This is a genomic window from Agromyces cerinus subsp. cerinus (assembly GCF_900142065.1).
GTDB lineage: Bacteria > Actinomycetota > Actinomycetes > Actinomycetales > Microbacteriaceae > Agromyces > Agromyces cerinus.
Map to the genome: position 1 here is coordinate 325,996 of NZ_FSRJ01000002.1, position 17,698 is coordinate 343,693.

At 70.8% G+C, this 17,698-nt stretch carries 15 protein-coding genes; 10 read left to right on the forward strand and 5 right to left on the reverse strand.

Going from position 1 to position 17,698, the window contains the following annotated elements:
* The first annotated feature begins 4 nt into the window (after positions 1-4).
* Together paaZ and BUR99_RS07600 are read left to right on the forward strand one after the other, a co-directional pair.
* Entirely contained in the window at positions 5-2,095 is a 2,091-nt protein-coding gene (gene paaZ, locus BUR99_RS07595; RefSeq protein WP_074259773.1) for a phenylacetic acid degradation bifunctional protein PaaZ, read from the forward strand.
* 142 nt (positions 2,096-2,237) lie between these two features.
* On the forward strand, positions 2,238-2,582 hold the full coding sequence (locus tag BUR99_RS07600) for a hypothetical protein (RefSeq protein WP_074259774.1): 345 nt from the start codon (positions 2,238-2,240) through the stop codon (positions 2,580-2,582).
* Positions 2,583-2,603: 21 nt separating this feature from the next.
* Here the strand turns inward: BUR99_RS07600 and BUR99_RS07605 are convergent, their stop codons facing one another.
* On the reverse strand, positions 2,604-4,730 hold the full coding sequence (locus BUR99_RS07605; protein ID WP_074259775.1) for a RecQ family ATP-dependent DNA helicase: 2,127 nt from the start codon (positions 4,728-4,730) through the stop codon (positions 2,604-2,606).
* A 430-nt stretch (positions 4,731-5,160) separates the two neighbouring features.
* Between BUR99_RS07605 and BUR99_RS19925 the strand changes: the two genes are divergently transcribed.
* Positions 5,161-5,541 carry a hypothetical protein gene (locus BUR99_RS19925; RefSeq protein ID WP_143231534.1) on the forward strand — a complete coding sequence of 127 codons (381 nt, stop codon included), beginning with the start codon at positions 5,161-5,163 and terminating at the stop codon, positions 5,539-5,541.
* Positions 5,542-5,548: 7 nt separating this feature from the next.
* On the opposite strand, the gene BUR99_RS07615 is transcribed toward BUR99_RS19925, so the two are convergent.
* The 3 genes from BUR99_RS07615 to paaI form a co-directional block, all read right to left on the reverse strand.
* Positions 5,549-6,178, reverse strand: coding sequence for a TetR/AcrR family transcriptional regulator (locus tag BUR99_RS07615; protein WP_143231535.1), 630 nt, complete (start codon positions 6,176-6,178; stop codon positions 5,549-5,551).
* Positions 6,179-6,261: 83 nt separating this feature from the next.
* Positions 6,262-7,527, reverse strand: a complete 1,266-nt coding sequence (paaK, locus tag BUR99_RS07620; RefSeq protein ID WP_084183900.1) for a phenylacetate--CoA ligase PaaK — start codon at positions 7,525-7,527, stop codon at positions 6,262-6,264.
* Between the two features lie 98 nt (positions 7,528-7,625).
* Positions 7,626-8,036, reverse strand: coding sequence for a hydroxyphenylacetyl-CoA thioesterase PaaI (gene paaI / locus BUR99_RS07625; RefSeq protein WP_074259778.1), 411 nt, complete (start codon positions 8,034-8,036; stop codon positions 7,626-7,628).
* A 117-nt stretch (positions 8,037-8,153) separates the two neighbouring features.
* On the opposite strand from paaI, the gene paaA reads away from it, so the two are divergent.
* The 6 genes from paaA to BUR99_RS07655 are packed head-to-tail and all read left to right on the forward strand — an operon-like array spanning position 8,154 to position 12,947.
* Positions 8,154-9,143 carry a 1,2-phenylacetyl-CoA epoxidase subunit PaaA gene (gene paaA / locus BUR99_RS07630; RefSeq protein WP_074259779.1) on the forward strand — a complete coding sequence of 330 codons (990 nt, stop codon included), beginning with the start codon at positions 8,154-8,156 and terminating at the stop codon, positions 9,141-9,143.
* Entirely contained in the window at positions 9,143-9,448 is a 306-nt protein-coding gene (gene paaB / locus BUR99_RS07635; RefSeq protein ID WP_056011764.1) for a 1,2-phenylacetyl-CoA epoxidase subunit PaaB, read from the forward strand. The genes paaA and paaB overlap by 1 nt, the downstream gene beginning before the upstream one ends.
* A gap of 5 nt (positions 9,449-9,453) precedes the next feature.
* Positions 9,454-10,341 carry a 1,2-phenylacetyl-CoA epoxidase subunit PaaC gene (gene paaC, locus BUR99_RS07640; protein ID WP_074260284.1) on the forward strand — a complete coding sequence of 296 codons (888 nt, stop codon included), beginning with the start codon at positions 9,454-9,456 and terminating at the stop codon, positions 10,339-10,341.
* A 53-nt stretch (positions 10,342-10,394) separates the two neighbouring features.
* Positions 10,395-10,895: a 1,2-phenylacetyl-CoA epoxidase subunit PaaD gene (gene paaD, locus BUR99_RS07645; protein ID WP_074260283.1), complete on the forward strand. Its 501-nt coding sequence runs from the start codon at positions 10,395-10,397 to the stop codon at positions 10,893-10,895.
* Positions 10,895-12,112 (forward strand): 1,2-phenylacetyl-CoA epoxidase subunit PaaE, encoded by a 1,218-nt coding sequence (gene paaE, locus BUR99_RS07650; RefSeq protein WP_084183804.1) that lies wholly within the window; start codon positions 10,895-10,897, stop codon positions 12,110-12,112. The genes paaD and paaE overlap by 1 nt, the downstream gene beginning before the upstream one ends.
* Before the next feature lie 49 nt (positions 12,113-12,161).
* Positions 12,162-12,947: an enoyl-CoA hydratase/isomerase family protein gene (locus BUR99_RS07655; protein WP_074259780.1), complete on the forward strand. Its 786-nt coding sequence runs from the start codon at positions 12,162-12,164 to the stop codon at positions 12,945-12,947.
* Between the two features lie 26 nt (positions 12,948-12,973).
* On the opposite strand, the gene BUR99_RS07660 is transcribed toward BUR99_RS07655, so the two are convergent.
* Positions 12,974-14,110 carry a hypothetical protein gene (locus tag BUR99_RS07660; protein ID WP_074259781.1) on the reverse strand — a complete coding sequence of 379 codons (1,137 nt, stop codon included), beginning with the start codon at positions 14,108-14,110 and terminating at the stop codon, positions 12,974-12,976.
* 247 nt (positions 14,111-14,357) lie between these two features.
* Between BUR99_RS07660 and BUR99_RS07665 the strand changes: the two genes are divergently transcribed.
* Positions 14,358-17,573, forward strand: coding sequence for an NPCBM/NEW2 domain-containing protein (locus BUR99_RS07665; RefSeq protein WP_074259782.1), 3,216 nt, complete (start codon positions 14,358-14,360; stop codon positions 17,571-17,573).
* Positions 17,574-17,698: the final 125 nt, after the last annotated feature.

Here is a 17,698-nt window from a genome sequence, read left to right on the forward strand (position 1 = left end):
ACCCATGAACACGATCCTGCCGAGCTACGTGAACGGCCAGTGGTGGACGCCCGCCCTTCGACAGGCTCACGACGCAGCTGACGCCGCCGAGGTGCGCGACGCCTCGACCGGCGAGGTCGTCACCCGCGTCTCGACCGAGGGGCTCGACCTCGGCGCGGCGCTGGAGTACGCCCGCACCGTCGGGCAGGCCTCACTCGGCGAGCTCACCTTCCACCAGCGCGCCGTGCTGCTCAAGCAGATGGCGCTCGTGCTGACCGAGCGCAAGGCCGAGCTGTACGAGCTCTCCGCACGCACCGGCGCCACGAAGCAGGACTCCTGGGTCGACATCGACGGCGGCATCGGCGTGCTCTTCACGTACTCCTCGAAGGGGCGTCGCGAGATGCCGAACTCGAAGGTCTACGTCGACGGCGCGGTCGAGCAGCTCTCGAAGGACGGCTCGTTCCTCGGCCGCCACATCTACACGCGCCTGCCCGGCGTCGCCGTGCAGATCAACGCCTTCAACTTCCCGGTGTGGGGTTCGCTCGAGAAGTTCGCGCCCGCCTTCCTCGCCGGCGTGCCCACGCTCGTGAAGCCCGCGACGCCCACCGGCTACCTCGCCGAGGCGTTCGTGCGCATCCTCGTCGAGTCGGGCCTCCTGCCCGAGGGCTCGCTGCAGCTCGTCTCGGGCGGCGTGCCGACGCTCTTCGAGCACCTGCGCCTCGGCGACCTCGTCGCCTTCACCGGTTCGGCGTCGACCGCTGAGAAGCTGCGTGCGCACGACTCGGTGCAGACCGGCGGCGTGCGGTTCACGAGCGAGACCGACTCGATCAACGCGAGCGTGCTCGGCACCGATGCGGTGGCCGGAACCCCCGAGTTCGACGCCTACGTGAAGCAGCTCGTCGCCGAGATGACGACGAAGGCGGGCCAGAAGTGCACGGCCATTCGCCGGGCGATCGTGCCCGCGGCATCCGTCGACGCGGTCATCGACGCCGTGCGCGCCCGCATCGCCGAGCGCGTCGTCGTCGGCGACCCGCGCGCCGAGGGCGTCACGATGGGCCCGCTCGCCTCGATCGCGCAGCGCGACGAGGTGCTCCGCCAGGTCGGGCGCCTCGAAGCAGGTGGCGGCGAGCTCGTCATCGGTTCGACGGATGCCCCGGCGGTCACCCTCGCCGACGGCGCCACCGGCGAGGCATCCGACGGTGCCTTCGTCGCGCCCATGCTGCTGTGGTTCGCGGATGCCTCGAGCCCCGCGCTGCACGAGGTCGAGGCGTTCGGCCCGGTCTCGTCGATCCTCGGCTACGACACCATCGCCGAGGCCGCCGCCCTCGTGGCCCGCGGCGGCGGATCGCTCGTGACGAGCGTCGCGACCCACGACCCCGAGGTCGCCGTGGCGCTCGCGACGGGCATGGCCGCGTACAACGGCCGCGTGCTCTTCCTCGATCGCGACGACGCCCGCTCGTCGACCGGCCACGGCTCGCCCCTGCCGAACCTCGTGCACGGCGGACCCGGTCGCGCCGGCGGCGGCGAGGAACTCGGCGGCATCCGTGCCGTGCTGCACCACATGCAGCGCACCGCCGTGCAGGGCTCGCCCGAGATGCTCACCGCCCTCACCGGCGTGTGGCACGCGGGCGCGGCGTCGCAGCCCGGCGGCGTGCACCCGTTCCGCAAGTCGCTCGCCGAGCTCAAGATCGGCGACCAGGTCGTGAGCGCGTCGCGCACGGTGACGCTCGAGGACATCGAGACGTTCGCGCATTTCACGGGCGACACGTTCTACGCCCACATGGACGAGGCCGCGGCTTCGGCGAACCCCTTCTTCCCGGGCCGGGTCGCTCACGGCTACCTGCTCGTGTCGTGGGCGGCCGGCCTCTTCGTCGACGCGGCGCCCGGGCCCGTGCTCGCCAACTCGGGGCTCGAGAACCTGCGCTTCGTGACGCCGGTGTCGCCCGGCGACTCGATCCGCGTCGAGCTCACGGCGAAGCAGATCACGCCGCGCGAGACCGACGAGTACGGCGAGGTGCGGTGGGACGCGGTGCTGCGCAACCAGGATGACGAACTCGTGGCGTCGTACGACGTGCTCACGCTCGTGGCGAAGGAGCTCGCGCCGGCGACCGCCTAGCGCTCGGCACTCCCGATCTCGCATGGCCGACGACGGGCTCGCGGCTCATCCGTGCGTTCGCAGCCGGTCGCCTCGGGACGGGGTTGAAGCGCCGGAGTCGGTTCCGAACGGCCGTGAGAGCACGCTCGCTAGACTCCGCGACATGACGATCGCTCCCGAACGCCCGTCGCGCGCGTCCCGAACAGCAGGAGGATGGGCGATCGGTCTCGCAATCGCCGCGGTCGTGCTGGTCGCGCTCGCTTGGATCGGGGTCGGCATACTCGCACTGCTCGATGCGATCGAGGCCGGCGATCTCGAGGCGTTCGGCTGGGTCCTCATGGCAGGGCTGTTCCTCTCGATGCTCGTGCTTCCGTTCGCGGTGATCCTCGGTGTCGTCGCGATCGTGCTCGCGGCCTGGGCGCGACGCTTCGTCGTGCTCGGAGTCGGTGTCGTCAGCGTGATCGCCGCAGTGGTGCTCCTGATACAGCTCGTGTCATCGATCGGCTGATCCACCGGCATCGGCGCCGGATCAGCCCCGCAGCGCGAGCACGAACGGCAGCACCTCGGTCGCACCGGCCTGACGCAGCTCGCGCGCGGCGATGGTGAGGGTCCAGCGGCTGTCGGCCTGATCGTCGACGAGCAGCACGCCGCCGGCCGGCACGTCGAGGTTGTCGGCGGAGAAGCGATCCCAGAGTCCGGCGAGCCGGAACGCGCTGTTGCCGCCGGGCTGACCGGTCGGCCCGCCGCCCCGGAACTCGAGGGCGCCGAGGTAGGGGAGTCGCCCGACCCCGGCGAGGCCTCGGGCGAGCGAGTCGACGAGCAGCGGGCGCGAGCGCGACGGCATCGCCACGACCGCGACCGGGCGCTCGGCCCAGCCCCAGTCGGCGAGCACCCGCACGCACGCGGCGAGCACCTGCGGCGAGACGGCGGCGTCGGGCGCACCCGCGGCGAACAGCTCGCGCAGCGTGCCGCCCCACCCGAGATCGGTCAGCCGCGCGAGCGCCCGGCCTTCGCTCGCCTGCTCGGCGGGCGCGATGCGCCCCTTGACGGGCACGCCGAGACGGTCGGCTCCCGTGGGCCATGCACGACGCGGTTCGATCGGCACGCCGACGCGGTCGAGTGATTCGGCGGCGGTTGCCGTGGCGGATGCCGCGATCTCACGTGGGAACCAGACGCCCGCGCAGTTGTCGCACCGCCCGCACGGCGCCGCCGTGTCGTCGTCGAGCGATCGCTGGAGGAACTCCATGCGGCATCCGTCGGTCTGCTCGTACTCGATCATGTGCTGCTGCTCGGCGAGCCGTTCGGCGGCGATGCGCTCGTAGCGCTCGGCGTCGTAGACCCACGGCATGCCGGTCGCGACCCAGCCGCCCTGCACCCGGCGCACTGCGCCGTCGACGTCGAGCACCTTGAGCAGCAGTTCGAGCGGGGTGCGGCGGATGTCGACCATCGCCTCGAGGGCGGGGGTGGAGACGGGAACGTCGGAGAGGGCGCCGATGACGCGCTCGGCCCGCTCCTGATCGGGCATCGACGCGGTCGCGAAGTAGTGCCAGATCGCGGCGTCTTCGGTGCCGGGGAGCAGGAGCACGTCGGCGCTCTCACTCGCGCGGCCGGCACGGCCGACCTGCTGATAGTACGCGACGGGCGACGACGGAGCCCCGAGGTGCAGCACGAATCCGAGATCGGGCTTGTCGAAGCCCATGCCGAGCGCACTCGTGGCGACGAGCGCCTTCACCTCGTTGCGCTTCAGCATGCCTTCGGACTCGGTGCGCTCGTCGGTGTCGGTCTGGCCCGTGTAGGCGCGCACCTCGTGCCCGCGTTCGCGCAGCAGGCGCGCGGTGTCGTTGGCGGCGGCGACGGTCAGCGTGTAGATGATGCCCGAACCCGGCAGGTCGTCGAGGTGGCTGAGGAGCCACGCGAGGCGGCTCGGCGAATCGGGCAGGCGCAGCACTCCGAGTCGCAGAGATGCCCGGGCGAGCGGCCCGCGGATCGTGAGCACCTCGGGGGCGGCGGCTTCGTCGTCGGCCGCGCCCGTGCCGAGCTGCTCCGCGACATCGGCGACCACCCGGCTGTTCGCCGTCGCGGTCGTCGCGAGCACCGGTACCTCGGCGGGCATCTGCGAGATGAGGTCGCGGAGCCGTCGGTAGTCGGGGCGGAAGTCGTGGCCCCAGTCGCTGATGCAGTGCGCCTCGTCGACGACGAGCATGCCGATGCGCCGCACGAGTGCCGGCAGCTGCTCTTCGCGGAACGCGGGGTTGTTGAGCCGTTCGGGGGAGACGAGCAGCACGTCGACCTCATCGCGGTCGAGCTGGGCGAGCACATCGCTCCACTCGTGCGCGTTCGTCGAGTTGATGGCCACGGCCCGAACGCCCGCACGTTCGGCGGCCGCGATCTGGTCGCGCATGAGGGCGAGGAGCGGCGAGACGAGCACGGTCGGCCCCGCGCCCTGCCGGCGCAGCAGCAGCGTCGCGACGAAGTACACCGCCGACTTGCCCCACCCGGTGCGCTGCACGACGAGCGCACGGCGGCGGCCCTCGACGAGGGCTTCGATCGCCTCGAACTGCCCGTCGTGGAACTCGGCGTCGTCACGCCCCACGAGCTCCCGGAGGGCGGCGAGCGCGGCGGAACGGGTGTCGGCGGGCGGCGCTGCGAGGGTCATCCCCCCACTCTGGCGCACGCGACCGACAAGCGGCTGAGCAGCCGGCTCCCAGCCACCTCAGATGCCCCGGCGAGGAATAGGGCGATCTCCGGATGTCCCGCCCCCGCCTTAGCGAGGAGTCTCGACTCAGACACACAGGAGCAGACACATGTTGATCTCGGAAATCACGTTCCCCCATCTCCTCGCAGCGAACGACGAGCGCATCGCCGACGAACTCGAGCGCCGCAGGGTGGTGCTCGAACGCCGCGCGGAAAGCGGCCGCCGCTGCCGTAGCAGTCGAGGGTCGAGCCGCTGCAACGGCCGAAGGGCCGGCAGCGGCGGTCGGTCGAGCACCGCGCCACGCGGCATCCCGCCGGCACCTGACGAACCGGATGCCGCGCCCCGCGGCATGATGCTTGACGCACGCCGCTTCGCCGTCCACCCTGAACCCATGAGCGAAACGACGCGCACCGCCGCCCGTGGTGCGGCCTTCTGGATCTGTTACGCGGTCACGGTCATCAGCGCGGGGGTGAGCGTCACCTACTCCGTGATCGCCGTGATCGACGGCGGACTCGAGGCGAGCGACGCGCTGTACGCGACCTCGCGCAGCGTCGCGCTCGTCGTGATGGCGCTCGTCTCGCCCATGTTCCGGTCCGACGCGGGTCTGCTCATCATCGCGGTGGCGATGACCATCGTGCAGGGCATCGACTCGTTCATCGGCGCGGTGCAGGGCGACATCGGCAAGACGATCGGCCCGGCGGTGCTGTGCATCGTGACGATCGTCGCGGCGACGTTCCTCGCCCGCAGCGATCGCATGCGCAGCGTCGACTGAACTCGACTCAGCCGAGCAGCTCGTCGACGCGGTTCGAGGTCGGCATGCGCAGCCCGTCGAGGGCGATGGCGATCACGTCGCCGGCGAGCCGGTCGGCGTCCTCCTTGCCGCCGGGGCGGTACCACTCGACGATCGAGTTGATCATGCCGAACGCCAGGCGTGCGACGACGCTGGGGTCGATGTCGGAGCGGAGGCTGCCCTCGGTCTGCGCCTCCTCGACGAGCGAGGTGACCGCCCGGTCGAACGCTCGCCGACGGGCGAGCGCACGCCGCTCGACCTCGGTGTTGCCGCGCACGCGCAGCAGGAGCGTCACCGACGGCAGCTTCTCGACGAGCACGTGCACGGCGCCGGCGAGCACCGCCTCGAGCCGATCGGCGGCACGGCCCTGCGTGGCTGCGGTGTCGCCCAGCACGCCCTCGAGGGCGCTGAGGGCGTCGTCGAGCGCGCGCTCGAGGATCTCGTCCTTCGACGCGAAGTGGTGGTAGATCGCCGACTTCGACAGGCCGAGCCGATCGGCGAGCACGCCCATCGAGGTCGCGTCGTAGCCGTACTGGTTGAACGCGGCGATGGCGACCTCGAGGATCCCCTGCTGGTCGTACCCGGGGCGCCCCCGTCGAAGTGAACCGTTCTCTGACATCGCCATCATCTTCGCACCCTCTGCGCCGGTCTCTGCGGGTTGAGCCGGTCGAAACCCGACCCGGGCGGCTGGTTTCGGCAGACTCAACCCGCAGAACCGCGCAGGTCGTAGACCCGCTTGTACTTGCCCTCGCTGCGGGGGAGGGTGCCGGGCTCTTCGAGCTGCACGGCGACGGTCGATCCGATGCCCTCCTTGATGCGCTTGGCGAGCACGACGGTGGCGGCCTGGCAGACCTCGACCGAGAGGTCGGGGTGGCGCTCGATGCGCACGGTCATGTCGTCCATCGTGCCCGTGCGGCGCAGCTCGAGGATGAAGTGCGGGGTGAGCTGCTCGATGCCGAGCACGATCTCCTCGATCTGCGTCGGGAAGAGGTTCACGCCGCGCAGGATGATCATGTCGTCGTTGCGACCCGTGATCTTCTCGATGCGGCGCATGCCGGGCCGGGCGGTGCCGGGCAGCAGTCGCGTGAGGTCGCGCGTGCGGTAGCGGATGACCGGGAACGCCTCTTTGGTGAGCGAGGTGAAGACGAGCTCGCCCATCTCGCCGTCGGCGAGCTGGGCGCCCGTGTCGCCGTCGATGATCTCGGGCAGGAAGTGGTCCTCCCAGATGTGCGGCCCGTCCTTCGTCTCGAGGCACTCGTTGCCGACGCCGGGGCCCATGACCTCGCTGAGGCCGTAGATGTCGAGCGCGTCGATGCCGAGTCGCTGCTCGAGTTCGTGGCGCATCTCGTTCGTCCACGGCTCGGCTCCGAGCACGGCGACCTTCAGCGAGGTCGAGCGGGGGTCGACGCCCTGCTCGACCATGCAGTCGGCGATCGTCAGCAGGTAGCTCGGCGTGCAGAGGATCGCGTCGGGCTCGAAGTCGAGGATGAGCTGCACCTGCCGTGCGGTCTGCCCGCCCGACATCGGGATGACGGTCGCGCCGAGCTTCTCGATGCCGCCGTGCGCGCCGAGGCCGCCGGTGAAGAGCCCGTAGCCGTACGCGTTGTGCACTTTCATGCCCGGGCGGATGCCGCTGGCGCGCAGCGAGCGGGCGATGAGCGTCGCCCAGCGGTCGAGGTCGCCCCTCGTGTAGCCCACGACGGTCGGCCGGCCCGTGGTGCCGCTCGAGGCGTGGATGCGCGCGACCTGCTCCATCGGCACGGCGAACATGCCGAACGGGTAGGTCTGGCGCAGGTCCTCCTTGGTCGTGAAGGGCAGCTTCACGACGTCGGCGAGCGAGCGGATGTCGCGGGGGTGCACTCCCGCCTCGTCGAACTTCCTCGTATAGAGGGGCACGTTGTCGTAGGCGTGCTGCACGGTCTGCTGCAGGCGCTCGAGCTGGAGCGCCTCGACCTCGGCGCGCGTCATCCGCTCTTCGGGGTCGAGGTCTGCGAGTGCCGCTGGGGCGAGGCCGGAGATGGAGGGGGAGGTGGTCGTCGTCGACACGGGGGCTCCTGGTGGCGGGGTCAGATGGTGCGGTTGGTGGAGATCGAGCGGCCGCGGAACTCGGCGACGGCGTCGCCCTGTTCGTCGACGACCGTGACGTCGTAGAGGCCGGTGCGGCCGCTGCGTGCGCGGCGGACGGCGGTGGCGGTGAGGGTCTGCCCGACGACCGTCGACTTCAGGAAGGTGATGTCTGCTCCGGCGGCGACAGTGATGGTGTCGTCTTCGTTGCAGGCGATCGCGAACGCCGTGTCGGCGAGCGTGAAGACGAACCCGCCGTGGGTGATGTGGAAGCCGTTGGTCATGTCGTCGCGAACCTGCATGGAGACGACCGCGTGGCCCGGCTCGTCGAGCTCGATGACCATGCCGAGCGCTGCGGAGGCCTGGTCGCGCTGCATCATCGCGCGGGTGGAAGTGGTCGCGGCATCCGCCATGTGAAGCTCCTCATCGAGTTCATCCGTTCGCGCGCCGTTGCTGCGGCGCTCGAGTTGAGCATATACTAACTGAACGATCGGTTAGTAATGCCGAGTCCAGAGACACAGGAGTCGACGATGACCTCTCCAGCAGACCTCAGCGTGGTCGACCCGGAGCTCTCCGTGGAGGAGGCCCGGTTCAACGACCTCATCGCCGCCGACTCCCGCATCGAGCCGCGCGATTGGATGCCCGACGCGTACCGCAAGACGCTCATCCGCCAGATCTCGCAGCACGCCAACTCCGAGATCATCGGCATGCAGCCCGAGTCGAACTGGATCACGCGCGCGCCGAGCCTGAAGCGCAAGGCGATCCTCATGGCGAAGGTGCAAGACGAGGCGGGCCACGGGCTCTACCTCTACTCCGCGGCGCAGACCCTCGGCATCACGCGAGAGGAGATGACCGAGCAGCTCATCGCCGGCAAGGCCCGCTACTCCTCGATCTTCAACTACACGACGCCGACCTGGGCCGACATGGGTGCGATCGGATGGCTCGTCGACGGCGCCGCGATCTGCAACCAGGTGCCGCTCTGCCGCGCCTCCTACGGCCCGTACGGCCGGGCGATGGTGCGCATCTGCAAGGAGGAGTCGTTCCACCAGCGGCAGGGCTTCGAGATCCTGCTCGAACTCATGCAGGGCACCGAGGCGCAGCGCGAGATGGCGCAGGACGCGGTGAACCGCTGGTACTGGCCCTCGCTCATGATGTTCGGCCCGCCCGACGACCAGTCGCCGAACTCGGCGCAGTCGATGGCGTGGAACATCAAGCGCTTCTCGAACGACGAGCTGCGCCAGCGCTTCGTCGGCATGCTCGTGCCGCAGGCCGAGGTCATGGGCGTGACGCTGCCCGACCCGAACCTGCGATTCAACGAGGAGACCGGGGAGTACGACATGAGCGAGATCGACTGGACCGAGTTCAACGAGGTGCTCGCGGGCCGCGGCCCGGCGAACGCCGAGCGCCTGCGCCGTCGCCGCGAGGCCCACGAAGACGGCGCGTGGGTGCGCGAGGCGGCGCACGAGTACGCCCGCAAGCAGTCCGAGCGCGCGCTCGCCGCAGCAGGGGCGGTGGCGTGATGTCGACACCGGGTGAGATCGGCACCGAGGCCTGGCCGCTCTGGGAGGTCTTCGTGCGCGCCAACCGCGGCCTGAGCCACGTGCACGTCGGCTCGCTGCACGCGCCCGACGCCGACATGGCCGTGCGCAACGCGCGCGACCTCTACACGCGCCGGAACGAGGGCATCTCGATCTGGGTCGTGCCCGCCGACGCGATCACGACGAGCGACCCCGACGCGAAGGGCGCCTTCTTCGAGAGCCCCGCCGGCAAGAACTACCGTCACGCCGTCTACTACACGAAGAGCGAAGGGGTGAAGCACCTGTGAGCGGCATGCGCCCTGAGCCCGTCGAAGGGTTTCGACCGGCTCAACCTGCAGAAGACGTCCACGGCGACGTCTCCGTCGATCGCCTCGCGCTCGCCGACGAGCTCGCGGGCACCGCGGCCGACGGCAGCACCGCGGTGGCCTCGGCGGATGCCGCGGAGTACGCGATGCGGCTCGGCGACGACGCCCTCGTGCTCGCCCAGCAGCTCGGCATGTGGATCGCCCGCGCGCCCGAGCTCGAGGAGGACGTCGCGCTCGGCAACATCGCCCTCGACCTCATCGGGCACGCGCGTTCGCTGCTGCACTACGCCGGCACTGCGAGCGGCCGCAGCGAAGACGACCTCGCCTATTGGCGCGATGAGCCCGAGTTCCGCAACGCCTGGCTCTTCGAGCAGCCGAACGGCGACTTCGGCCACACGATCGCGCGACAGCTCGCGGCATCCGTCTACCTGTTCGAGCTGTACTCGCGGCTCGTGGACTCGACCGACCCGACGCTCGCGGCGATCGCCGCGAAGTCGGTGAAGGAGGTCGACTACCACCGCGACCACGCGACCCAGTGGGTGCTGCGCCTCGCGGGCGGCACCGAGGAGTCGCGTCGCCGCATGCTCCTCGCGATCGCCGACACCTGGCCGTACGTCGACGAGCTGTTCGTCGACGACGCGCTCGTCGAGCGGCTCGCCGCGACGGGCGTCGCCGTGCTGCCGTCGACCCTGCGCCCGGCGTTCGACGCCGTCATCGACGAGGTCTTCGCCGAAGCCGTGCTCGAGCGCCCGACCGGCCGCACCGCGTTCATCGCCTCGGGCGGAGGCCGAGCCGGCAGCCACACCGAGCACATCGGACCGCTGCTCGCCGAGATGCAGGTGCTCGCCCGCGCGCACCCCGGAGCATCGTGGTGACCGCGGCGGTGGCGCAGCGCGCCGAGGCATCCGTCGCTTCGGTCGCCCGGCCGGTGCCGAGCGACCCCGCCGCCGCGCGCGCGTGGGCGGTCGCAGCGACCGTGACCGACCCCGAGATCCCCGTGCTCACGATCGAAGACCTCGGCGTATTGCGGTCGGTCGAGATCGGCGACGACGGAGCCGTGCGCGTGCAGCTGACCCCGACGTACAGCGGATGCCCCGCGCTCGACGCCATGCGCGACGACGTGCTGCTCGCGCTCACGCACGCCGGCTACGACGACGTGCGCGTCGACCTCGTGCTCGCCCCCGCGTGGACCACCGACTGGATGAGCGACGCCGGCAAAGAGAAGCTGCGCAGGTACGGCATCCAGGCGCCGAGCGGCAACGCGGCCGCACGCCCGGCCGGCCCCGTGCGCGTGCAGCTCGCCGTGAAGTGCCCGCGCTGCGACTCGCTCAACACCCGCGAACTCGCCCGCTTCGGCTCGACATCGTGCAAGGCCCTCTACGAGTGCCGCGACTGCCTCGAGCCCTTCGACTACTTCAAGGTGCTCTGATGGCCGCCCGCAACCTGGGGTCGACGGCGACCCCGACGCCCGATGCCGCGACGCCCGATGCCGCGGTCGCCTCGGCGTTCCTGCAGAGCACCGTCGGCGGCGAATCCCTGTCCAAGAACGAAGCGGCGAAGCGGCACCGCGCCCGCTTCCACTCGCTCGAGGTCGCCGAGGTGCGCCCGCTGACGGCCGATGCCGTCGAGGTCACCTTCGCCGTGCCCGACGAGCTCGCCGACGACTACACGTACCTGCCCGGCCAGTACGTGGCGCTCCGCAAGGACTTCGACGGGCACGAGCTGCGTCGCAGCTACTCGATCTGCCGTCCGCCCGTGCGGGGCAGCGTCTCGGTCGCGATCAAGCGCGACCTGGGCGGCCAGTTCTCGACGTGGGCGAACACCGAGCTCGTCGCGGGCGACACCCTCGACGTGATGAGCCCGCAGGGCACCTTCACCTCGAGCCTCGACGCGCTCGACGGCAAGCACATCGTCGGCATCGCCGCCGGGTCGGGCATCACCCCGCTCATGGCGCTCGCCCACACGGTGCTGGCGCGCTCCGCGACATCCGAGTTCGAGCTCGTCTACACGAACCGTTCGACGCTCGACGTGATGTTCCTCGAGGAGCTCGCCGAGCTGAAGGACCGCTACCCGTCGCGCCTCGCCCTGCACCACGTGCTCTCGCGCGAACAGCGCACCGCACCTCTGCTCTCGGGGCGCATCGACGGCGAGAAGCTCGATCGCATGCTCGATGTGCTGATCCGGCCCGAGACGGTCGACGAGTGGTTCCTCTGCGGGCCGTTCGAGCTCGTGCAGCTCGCGCGCGACACCCTCGAGGCGCGCGGCGTGCCGGCCAAGCACGTGCGCTACGAGCTCTTCACGACCGACGCCGACCGGGTCGAGCCGCGACACGGCCGCCCCGTGGTGGTCGAGCGTGGCGAGCCGACGGTCGCGATCGAGTTCACGCTCGACGGCCTGTCGTCGACCGTCGACAGCCCGGTGAGCGCCAACGAGTCGATCCTGAACGCGGCGCTGCGCGTGCGGGCCGACGTGCCGTTCGCCTGCGCCGGGGGAGTGTGCGGCACCTGCCGTGCGCGCGTGATCGAGGGCAGCGTCGCGATGACCGAGAACTACGCCCTCGAGCCCGACGAGCTCGAACGCGGCTACGTGCTCACGTGCCAGTCGCACCCCAAGTCGGACCGCGTCGTCGTCGACTACGACGTCTGACGCCGATACCCTGCGAACGGGTCGACGGAGACCTGCGGAACGGAGCATCATGATCGAACTCACCGTGGCCGACGGCGTCGCCGAGGTCGTGCTGAACGCCCCCGAGAAGCTCAACGCGCTCGACGAAGCGGCGATCGGCGAGCTCGCCGCCGCCTACACCGAGGCCGAGCGGATGGCGCAGACCGGCGACATCCGTGCGCTCGTGCTGCGCGGCGAGGGGCGCGCGTTCTGCGCCGGCCGCGACATCTCGGGCGTCGACCCCCGCGAGGACGACGTGCTCGGCTACCTCGGCGGACTCGTCGAGCCGCTCCTGCAGCGCATGGCCGGCATCGCCGTGCCGACGTTCGCGGTCGCGCACGGCGCGTGCCTCGGCGTGGGCCTCGGTCTGCTCATCGCCTCCGACATCGTCTACGTCGCCGACACCGCGAAGATCGGCTCGCCGTTCGCGAGCCTCGGGGCGACGCTCGACTCGGGCGGGCACACCCTCTTCGTCGAACGACTCGGCGCGCATCGCACCATGGACCTCATCGTCACCGGCCGGCTCATGTCGGGCGCCGAGGCGGTCGCGGCGGGCCTGTTCTCGCAGGTGTTCCCCGCCGACGAGGTGACGGATGCCACCCGCGCCGCGGCCCGCGCCGCGGCATCCGGGGCCACCCAGGCGTTCGTCGCCTCGAAGCGCCTCGTCGCGGCGCTCCGCGACGACCGGCTCGGGCTCTGGGCGTCGATGTCCGAGGAGAACCGCGCGCAGGCCGCGCTCTGCGACACCGCCGACTACCGCGAGGGCTTCGCCGCGTTCCAGGAGAAGCGGAAGCCGGTCTTCAGCGGGCGCAGCTGAGTCCGGCGGGCGGGTTCTCGGCTGCCTCACCCGAGGGAATCGAGCAGCGGGATGCAGAACCAGATCCCGGCCATGACGACGACCGGCAGGAACGCGAGCAGCGGGATGCGCTGCTTCAGCCGTCGACCCTGCGGAGCGACGCCGCGGGGCATCGCGGGGAGCGGGCCGGGAGGCTGCGCGACGGCCGAGCTCGGCTCGGCGAGCCGCTCGTCGCGCCAGCGTTCCCACCGCTCGAGCTTCGCGTTCAGTGCGTCGACGGTGGAGAAGACCCACTCCCACATCGCCGGGTCGTCGCTCGAGAACGCGCGAGATCCGCTCGAGTAGAGATAGAGCCGGTCGTCGACGATCTCGACGTCGAAACCGGCGCCGGCGTCGATGAACCGGGCCATGATGTCGGGTGTGAACAGGTAGAGGGCGTCGGCTTCGTATCCTTCGGGGCAGTGCAGCGTGAAGTGCCGGTCGAAGTCGCCCTCCAGGGAGAGCTGCTGCGCGGTCGCGAGCGCGTTCGGCAGATTCGAGCCGAGGAGTTTCGAGTCGTTGCTCCGAGCGTCGAGCACGATGTGCGGCAGCGCGCGATCGAGCGTGAACGCGAGGTACGACCAGCGGAACGTCTCGTGCGTCTTCGTCGTCTGCTTCACGTACCGGTAGTTCGCGATCTCGACGGCCCGCGGCTGCGACAGGCGCACGATCTCGCTCGCGACGCGATCGCTGCCGTGCTCGAAGATCATGCCGGGTGCCGCGGGCTCGGCGATGCGCGGCACGAACTCGAGCCCGTTCGCGGCGGCGAATCGACTGACCCGGAAGCGGGCCTCGCCCTCGAGACGGGATGACTTCACCGCGTACCAGGCGAAGCTCGCGATGATCGTCGCGGCACCGGCGAAGGCCAGCGGGAAGACCACTTCGCCGGGGAGCCCGACGCCGGTGGAGGCCTCGAGCACGCCGTCGACGAGCATCACGACGAAGAGAAGCGGCAGGGCGACGATGAGTGCCGCGAACCCGCCGAGGACGAGCCCGAGGAGCACGCCGTACCACGGGACGCCGCCGCCGCCGCCCGGCCGGAAGCCGTTGCGGACCTCGTACTCCCGCACGGCGGAGTGATCGACCGGATCCAGGAGCGGGGCGGGGTCGAATCTCGCGGTCGTCGTGGGCCGGCTCTCGCTCATCCGCAGATCGTACCGGTGCGGGCGGGCGGCCGGAGGGCTTGGGCGTTCGCGGTTCGGTGTCACTGTCGGTCGCTTCGGAGACCTTCCCCTCGGGACGGGCCCTCTGCTAGCATCCGACGGTAACTTGGCAAATTTGCAGAATATTGTTGGAAATCAGCAGATCATCACTCGAGGGAGAGTCATGCCGGCACGACCACATCGTCCATCCCGACGGAGCGGGACCGAGTATCGTGCGGCGCGCGGAGGCGTGCGTTCCGCCGTCGCCGCGATCACCGCGGGCGCGGTGATCGCGGCGGGCATCGCCTTCGGCTCGGCGCCCGCGGCCGCCGCCGAGGCGTCACTGCTCGTCAACGGCGGATTCGAACTCGGCGCCGCGCCCTGGGTGTTCGCCGGCGGTGCCGGCATCGCGACGAACAACCCGCATTCCGGATCCGCGCTCGCCTATCTCGACGACGGGGACGCGAACTCGATCTCGCAGGACCTCGCCGTGCCGACCGACGGCGAGTACCGCGCCGAGGCGTGGGTGGCGACCGGCGGGGCCGGCGGAGTCTTCGGGCTGCGTGACGCGAACGGTGTGATCGCCTCGCTCGATCTGCCGAGCGCGGCCGGCTACCGTCTCTACAGCCTGCCCGGCGTCGACCTCCCCGCGGGCGCCGACGTGCAGGTGTTCTTCACCGGCGGAACAGAATGGACGAACATCGACGACGTCAACATGACCCGCGACATCCGCGTGGTCGACGCGTTCGCGATCGCCGGCCAGCAGGGCCCGACGTCGATCGACGCGGAGGCCGGGACCATCTCCCTCCAGGTGCCGTACGACCGCGATCTCACGAGCCTCGCGGCCACGGTCGAGCTCGCCGACGGCGCCAGGATGCTCCCCGACCCGAGTGCACCGCGCGACTACCGCGAACCGGTCGAGTTCACCGTGCGCGATCGCGACGGAGCCGAGACGCGGTGGACCGTGACCGTCGTGCGTGAACCGAAGGGCATCGTCATCCAGAGCGCCGACCAGGCACTCACCGACGCGTTCAACTGGTCGAAGTGGCGCGCCCGGCAGCACGTGCAGACGGGCAAGTCCGGTCCGATCAACGTGAACGGCGACACCCCCGGCCCGACCCGGGTGGACTACATCCCCTCCTACTGGGCAGGGTACGCCCACCGCACCGCGTTCTATTCGCGCGACTTCGTGCACCAGGCGAGCGGCGCCCACCTGCTCGGCCTCGAAGCCGAGAACAAGTCCATGCTCACCGCGTTCGCGGCCACCGCGAACGCATCGCGGAAGTGGTACCCGCTCTGGGCGCTCAACTTCGACGGCAGCCCGTACACGATCGACTACAAGAGCGACGAGAACTTCGTGCGCGAGGTGCCCGCCGTGTTCGAGCTCGTCGAGGAGGCCGCCGAGCAGTACCGCTGGACCGGCGATGCCGACTATCTCGACGACCCGGTGCTCTGGCAGTACTACTCGAAGGCGGTGACCGACTTCGTCGCCCTGCACGATGCGCGCATCCCCAACGGCGTCGCCGAAGGCACCGGCCGCGGCATCTTCGCCGGCGCAGCGAGCTATGACGAACGGCCCGGCGTCGAGGCGATCGAGGCGGGCGACGGCATCGCCTCGCAGTACGCCGCCTACCGGGCCTTCGCCTCCATGGCAGGCGCCAAGGGCGAGCAGGCCCTCGCCGACGAGTTCACGACGAAGGCCGATGAGCTGCAGCGCTACTTCAACGAGGAGTGGGGCGTCACCGACGCGCAGGCCGAATACGTGCGAGCGCGCAACGGCGAAGGCGAGCCCGTGCTCGGATTCGGGCGCGAGCCGAGCGCGTTCGAGGCGATCAAGAAGCTCATCGACCCCGATGCCAAGCGCAGCTACGAATTCCTGCCGTATCTCGACCGGATGTTCGCCGAGGACCGCCCCGAGAACATCGAGGCGCTCACCTACGTGCCGGATGCGCTGTTCGAGTACGGGCGTGACGCCGAGGCCTACGCCTGGATGCAGGACATCGTCTCCCACCTGCACGAGCCGCACGTGGTCTCGCAGCAGGGCGTGAACGGCGACTACCCCGAGACCAGCTTCACGCTCGTGTCGCAGACGGTCGAAGGCCTTGCCGGCGTCGACCCGAACGCGCCCGAGCACGCGGTCGCGGTCGAGTCGCACCTGCCCGAGGCGCTGCCGTGGCTCGAGCTCGACCACGTCGCGGTCGGCGAGCACCGCTTCGGCGTCCGTCACGAGGGACGCACCTCGACGGTCGTGACGCATGAGGAGGGACCTCAGCCGCTGACCACCACGGTGCGATTCGACGGCGGGTGGAAGTGGATCGTCGTGGACGGCGAGAAGACGAAGCCCGAGCTGCGACACCTCAACGGCCGCGCGGTCAGCGAGCTGACCGTCGACCTCCCCGTCGGCGCGTCGGTCGAGTTCCGGGCGCAGGGAGCGCTCCGCGAGCAGCAGCACGGCGACACCATCCTCACCCACCCCGCCGAGTTCGGGCTCGCCGCACCGGCCGACGAGGCGGTGCGCGTCGCGACCACCCCCAAGCTCGATTGGCAGCGCTCGGGGAACGCCGACGAGTACCGGGTGGTGGTGGCTCGCGACCGCGCACTGACCGAGGTCGTCGCCGACCGCACCGTCCGCGGCACCTCCGTGCGCCTGAAGCAGGAGCTCCAGCCGGGTCTCCGCTACTTCTGGTCGGTCACCGCCGTGAATTCCGCCACCGGGCAGCGCCTCGCAGCGAGCGAGACGCGCTCGTTCCGCACGAAGCCGACCGCGGCGCCTGCGGCCCCGGCCGGCGTCGAGGCGTACCGCTCGGGCGACAAGGTGGTCGTGCTGTGGGAGCCCGCCGAGGACGCCGTGAGCAGCGTCGTCTGGCGGGCGCCGGCCGGGTCGGACGACTTCGTCGAGCTCGCCTCGGGCGTCGCCGGCTCCTCGTTCGTCGACACGGATGCCTCGGGAGGGCCGTACCGCTATCGGGTCGCCGCCGCGAACGAACTCGGAACCGGTCAGGCGACCACCGTCGACGAGGTGACCTCGCCCGATGAGGTGGTCTCGTACCTCAGCGACCGCGAGTGGATCTCCGCGACGACCGGGTGGGGCACGATCGGCCGAGATCGCTCGGTCAGCGGCGGGACGCTGCGCATCGAGGGTCAGAGCTTCGCGAAGGGCCTCGGGGCCCACGCGAACAGCGAGATCGTGTTCGCCCTCGCCCCGACCGATGCGTCGTTCTCGGCGATGGTGGGCGTCGACGACGCGTCATCCGCGCAGTCGCCGGCCTCGATCGTGTTCCAGGTGCTCGCCGACGGCGTCGTGGTCTACGACAGCGGCGTCATGCGCGCGACCTCGCCGGTGCAGGCGATCGAGCTCGACGTACTCGGCGTGCGAGAGCTGACCCTCCGCGCCTCCGACGCCGACGGCAGCAACAACAGCGATCACGCCGACTGGGGAGACGCCCGCATCCGCTCGCTGGGGTAGCGGGTCCCGGACGGCGGGGCGGTGGGCACACGGTGCTCGCCGCCCCGCCGCCCCGCCGCCCCGTCGTCTCGCCGCCCCGCCGACCGACACGCGAGTGGCCGCGGAGCCCGCAGCGATCGTGCTCG

Excerpts from the sequence above, each read along its gene's own strand:
- paaZ (WP_074259773.1), top strand. The coding sequence starts at position 5 with ATGAACACGATCCTGCCGAGCTACGTGAACGGCCAGTGGTGGACGCCC.
- BUR99_RS07600 (WP_074259774.1), top strand. The coding sequence starts at position 2,238 with ATGACGATCGCTCCCGAACGCCCGTCGCGCGCGTCCCGAACAGCAGGA.
- BUR99_RS07605 (WP_074259775.1), bottom strand. The coding sequence starts at position 4,730 with ATGACCCTCGCAGCGCCGCCCGCCGACACCCGTTCCGCCGCGCTCGCC.
- BUR99_RS19925 (WP_143231534.1), top strand. The coding sequence starts at position 5,161 with ATGAGCGAAACGACGCGCACCGCCGCCCGTGGTGCGGCCTTCTGGATC.
- BUR99_RS07615 (WP_143231535.1), bottom strand. The coding sequence starts at position 6,178 with ATGTCAGAGAACGGTTCACTTCGACGGGGGCGCCCCGGGTACGACCAG.
- paaK (WP_084183900.1), bottom strand. The coding sequence starts at position 7,527 with ATGACGCGCGCCGAGGTCGAGGCGCTCCAGCTCGAGCGCCTGCAGCAG.
- paaI (WP_074259778.1), bottom strand. The coding sequence starts at position 8,036 with ATGGCGGATGCCGCGACCACTTCCACCCGCGCGATGATGCAGCGCGAC.
- paaA (WP_074259779.1), top strand. The coding sequence starts at position 8,154 with ATGACCTCTCCAGCAGACCTCAGCGTGGTCGACCCGGAGCTCTCCGTG.
- paaB (WP_056011764.1), top strand. The coding sequence starts at position 9,143 with ATGTCGACACCGGGTGAGATCGGCACCGAGGCCTGGCCGCTCTGGGAG.
- paaC (WP_074260284.1), top strand. The coding sequence starts at position 9,454 with ATGCGCCCTGAGCCCGTCGAAGGGTTTCGACCGGCTCAACCTGCAGAA.
- paaE (WP_084183804.1), top strand. The coding sequence starts at position 10,895 with ATGGCCGCCCGCAACCTGGGGTCGACGGCGACCCCGACGCCCGATGCC.
- BUR99_RS07655 (WP_074259780.1), top strand. The coding sequence starts at position 12,162 with ATGATCGAACTCACCGTGGCCGACGGCGTCGCCGAGGTCGTGCTGAAC.
- BUR99_RS07660 (WP_074259781.1), bottom strand. The coding sequence starts at position 14,110 with ATGAGCGAGAGCCGGCCCACGACGACCGCGAGATTCGACCCCGCCCCG.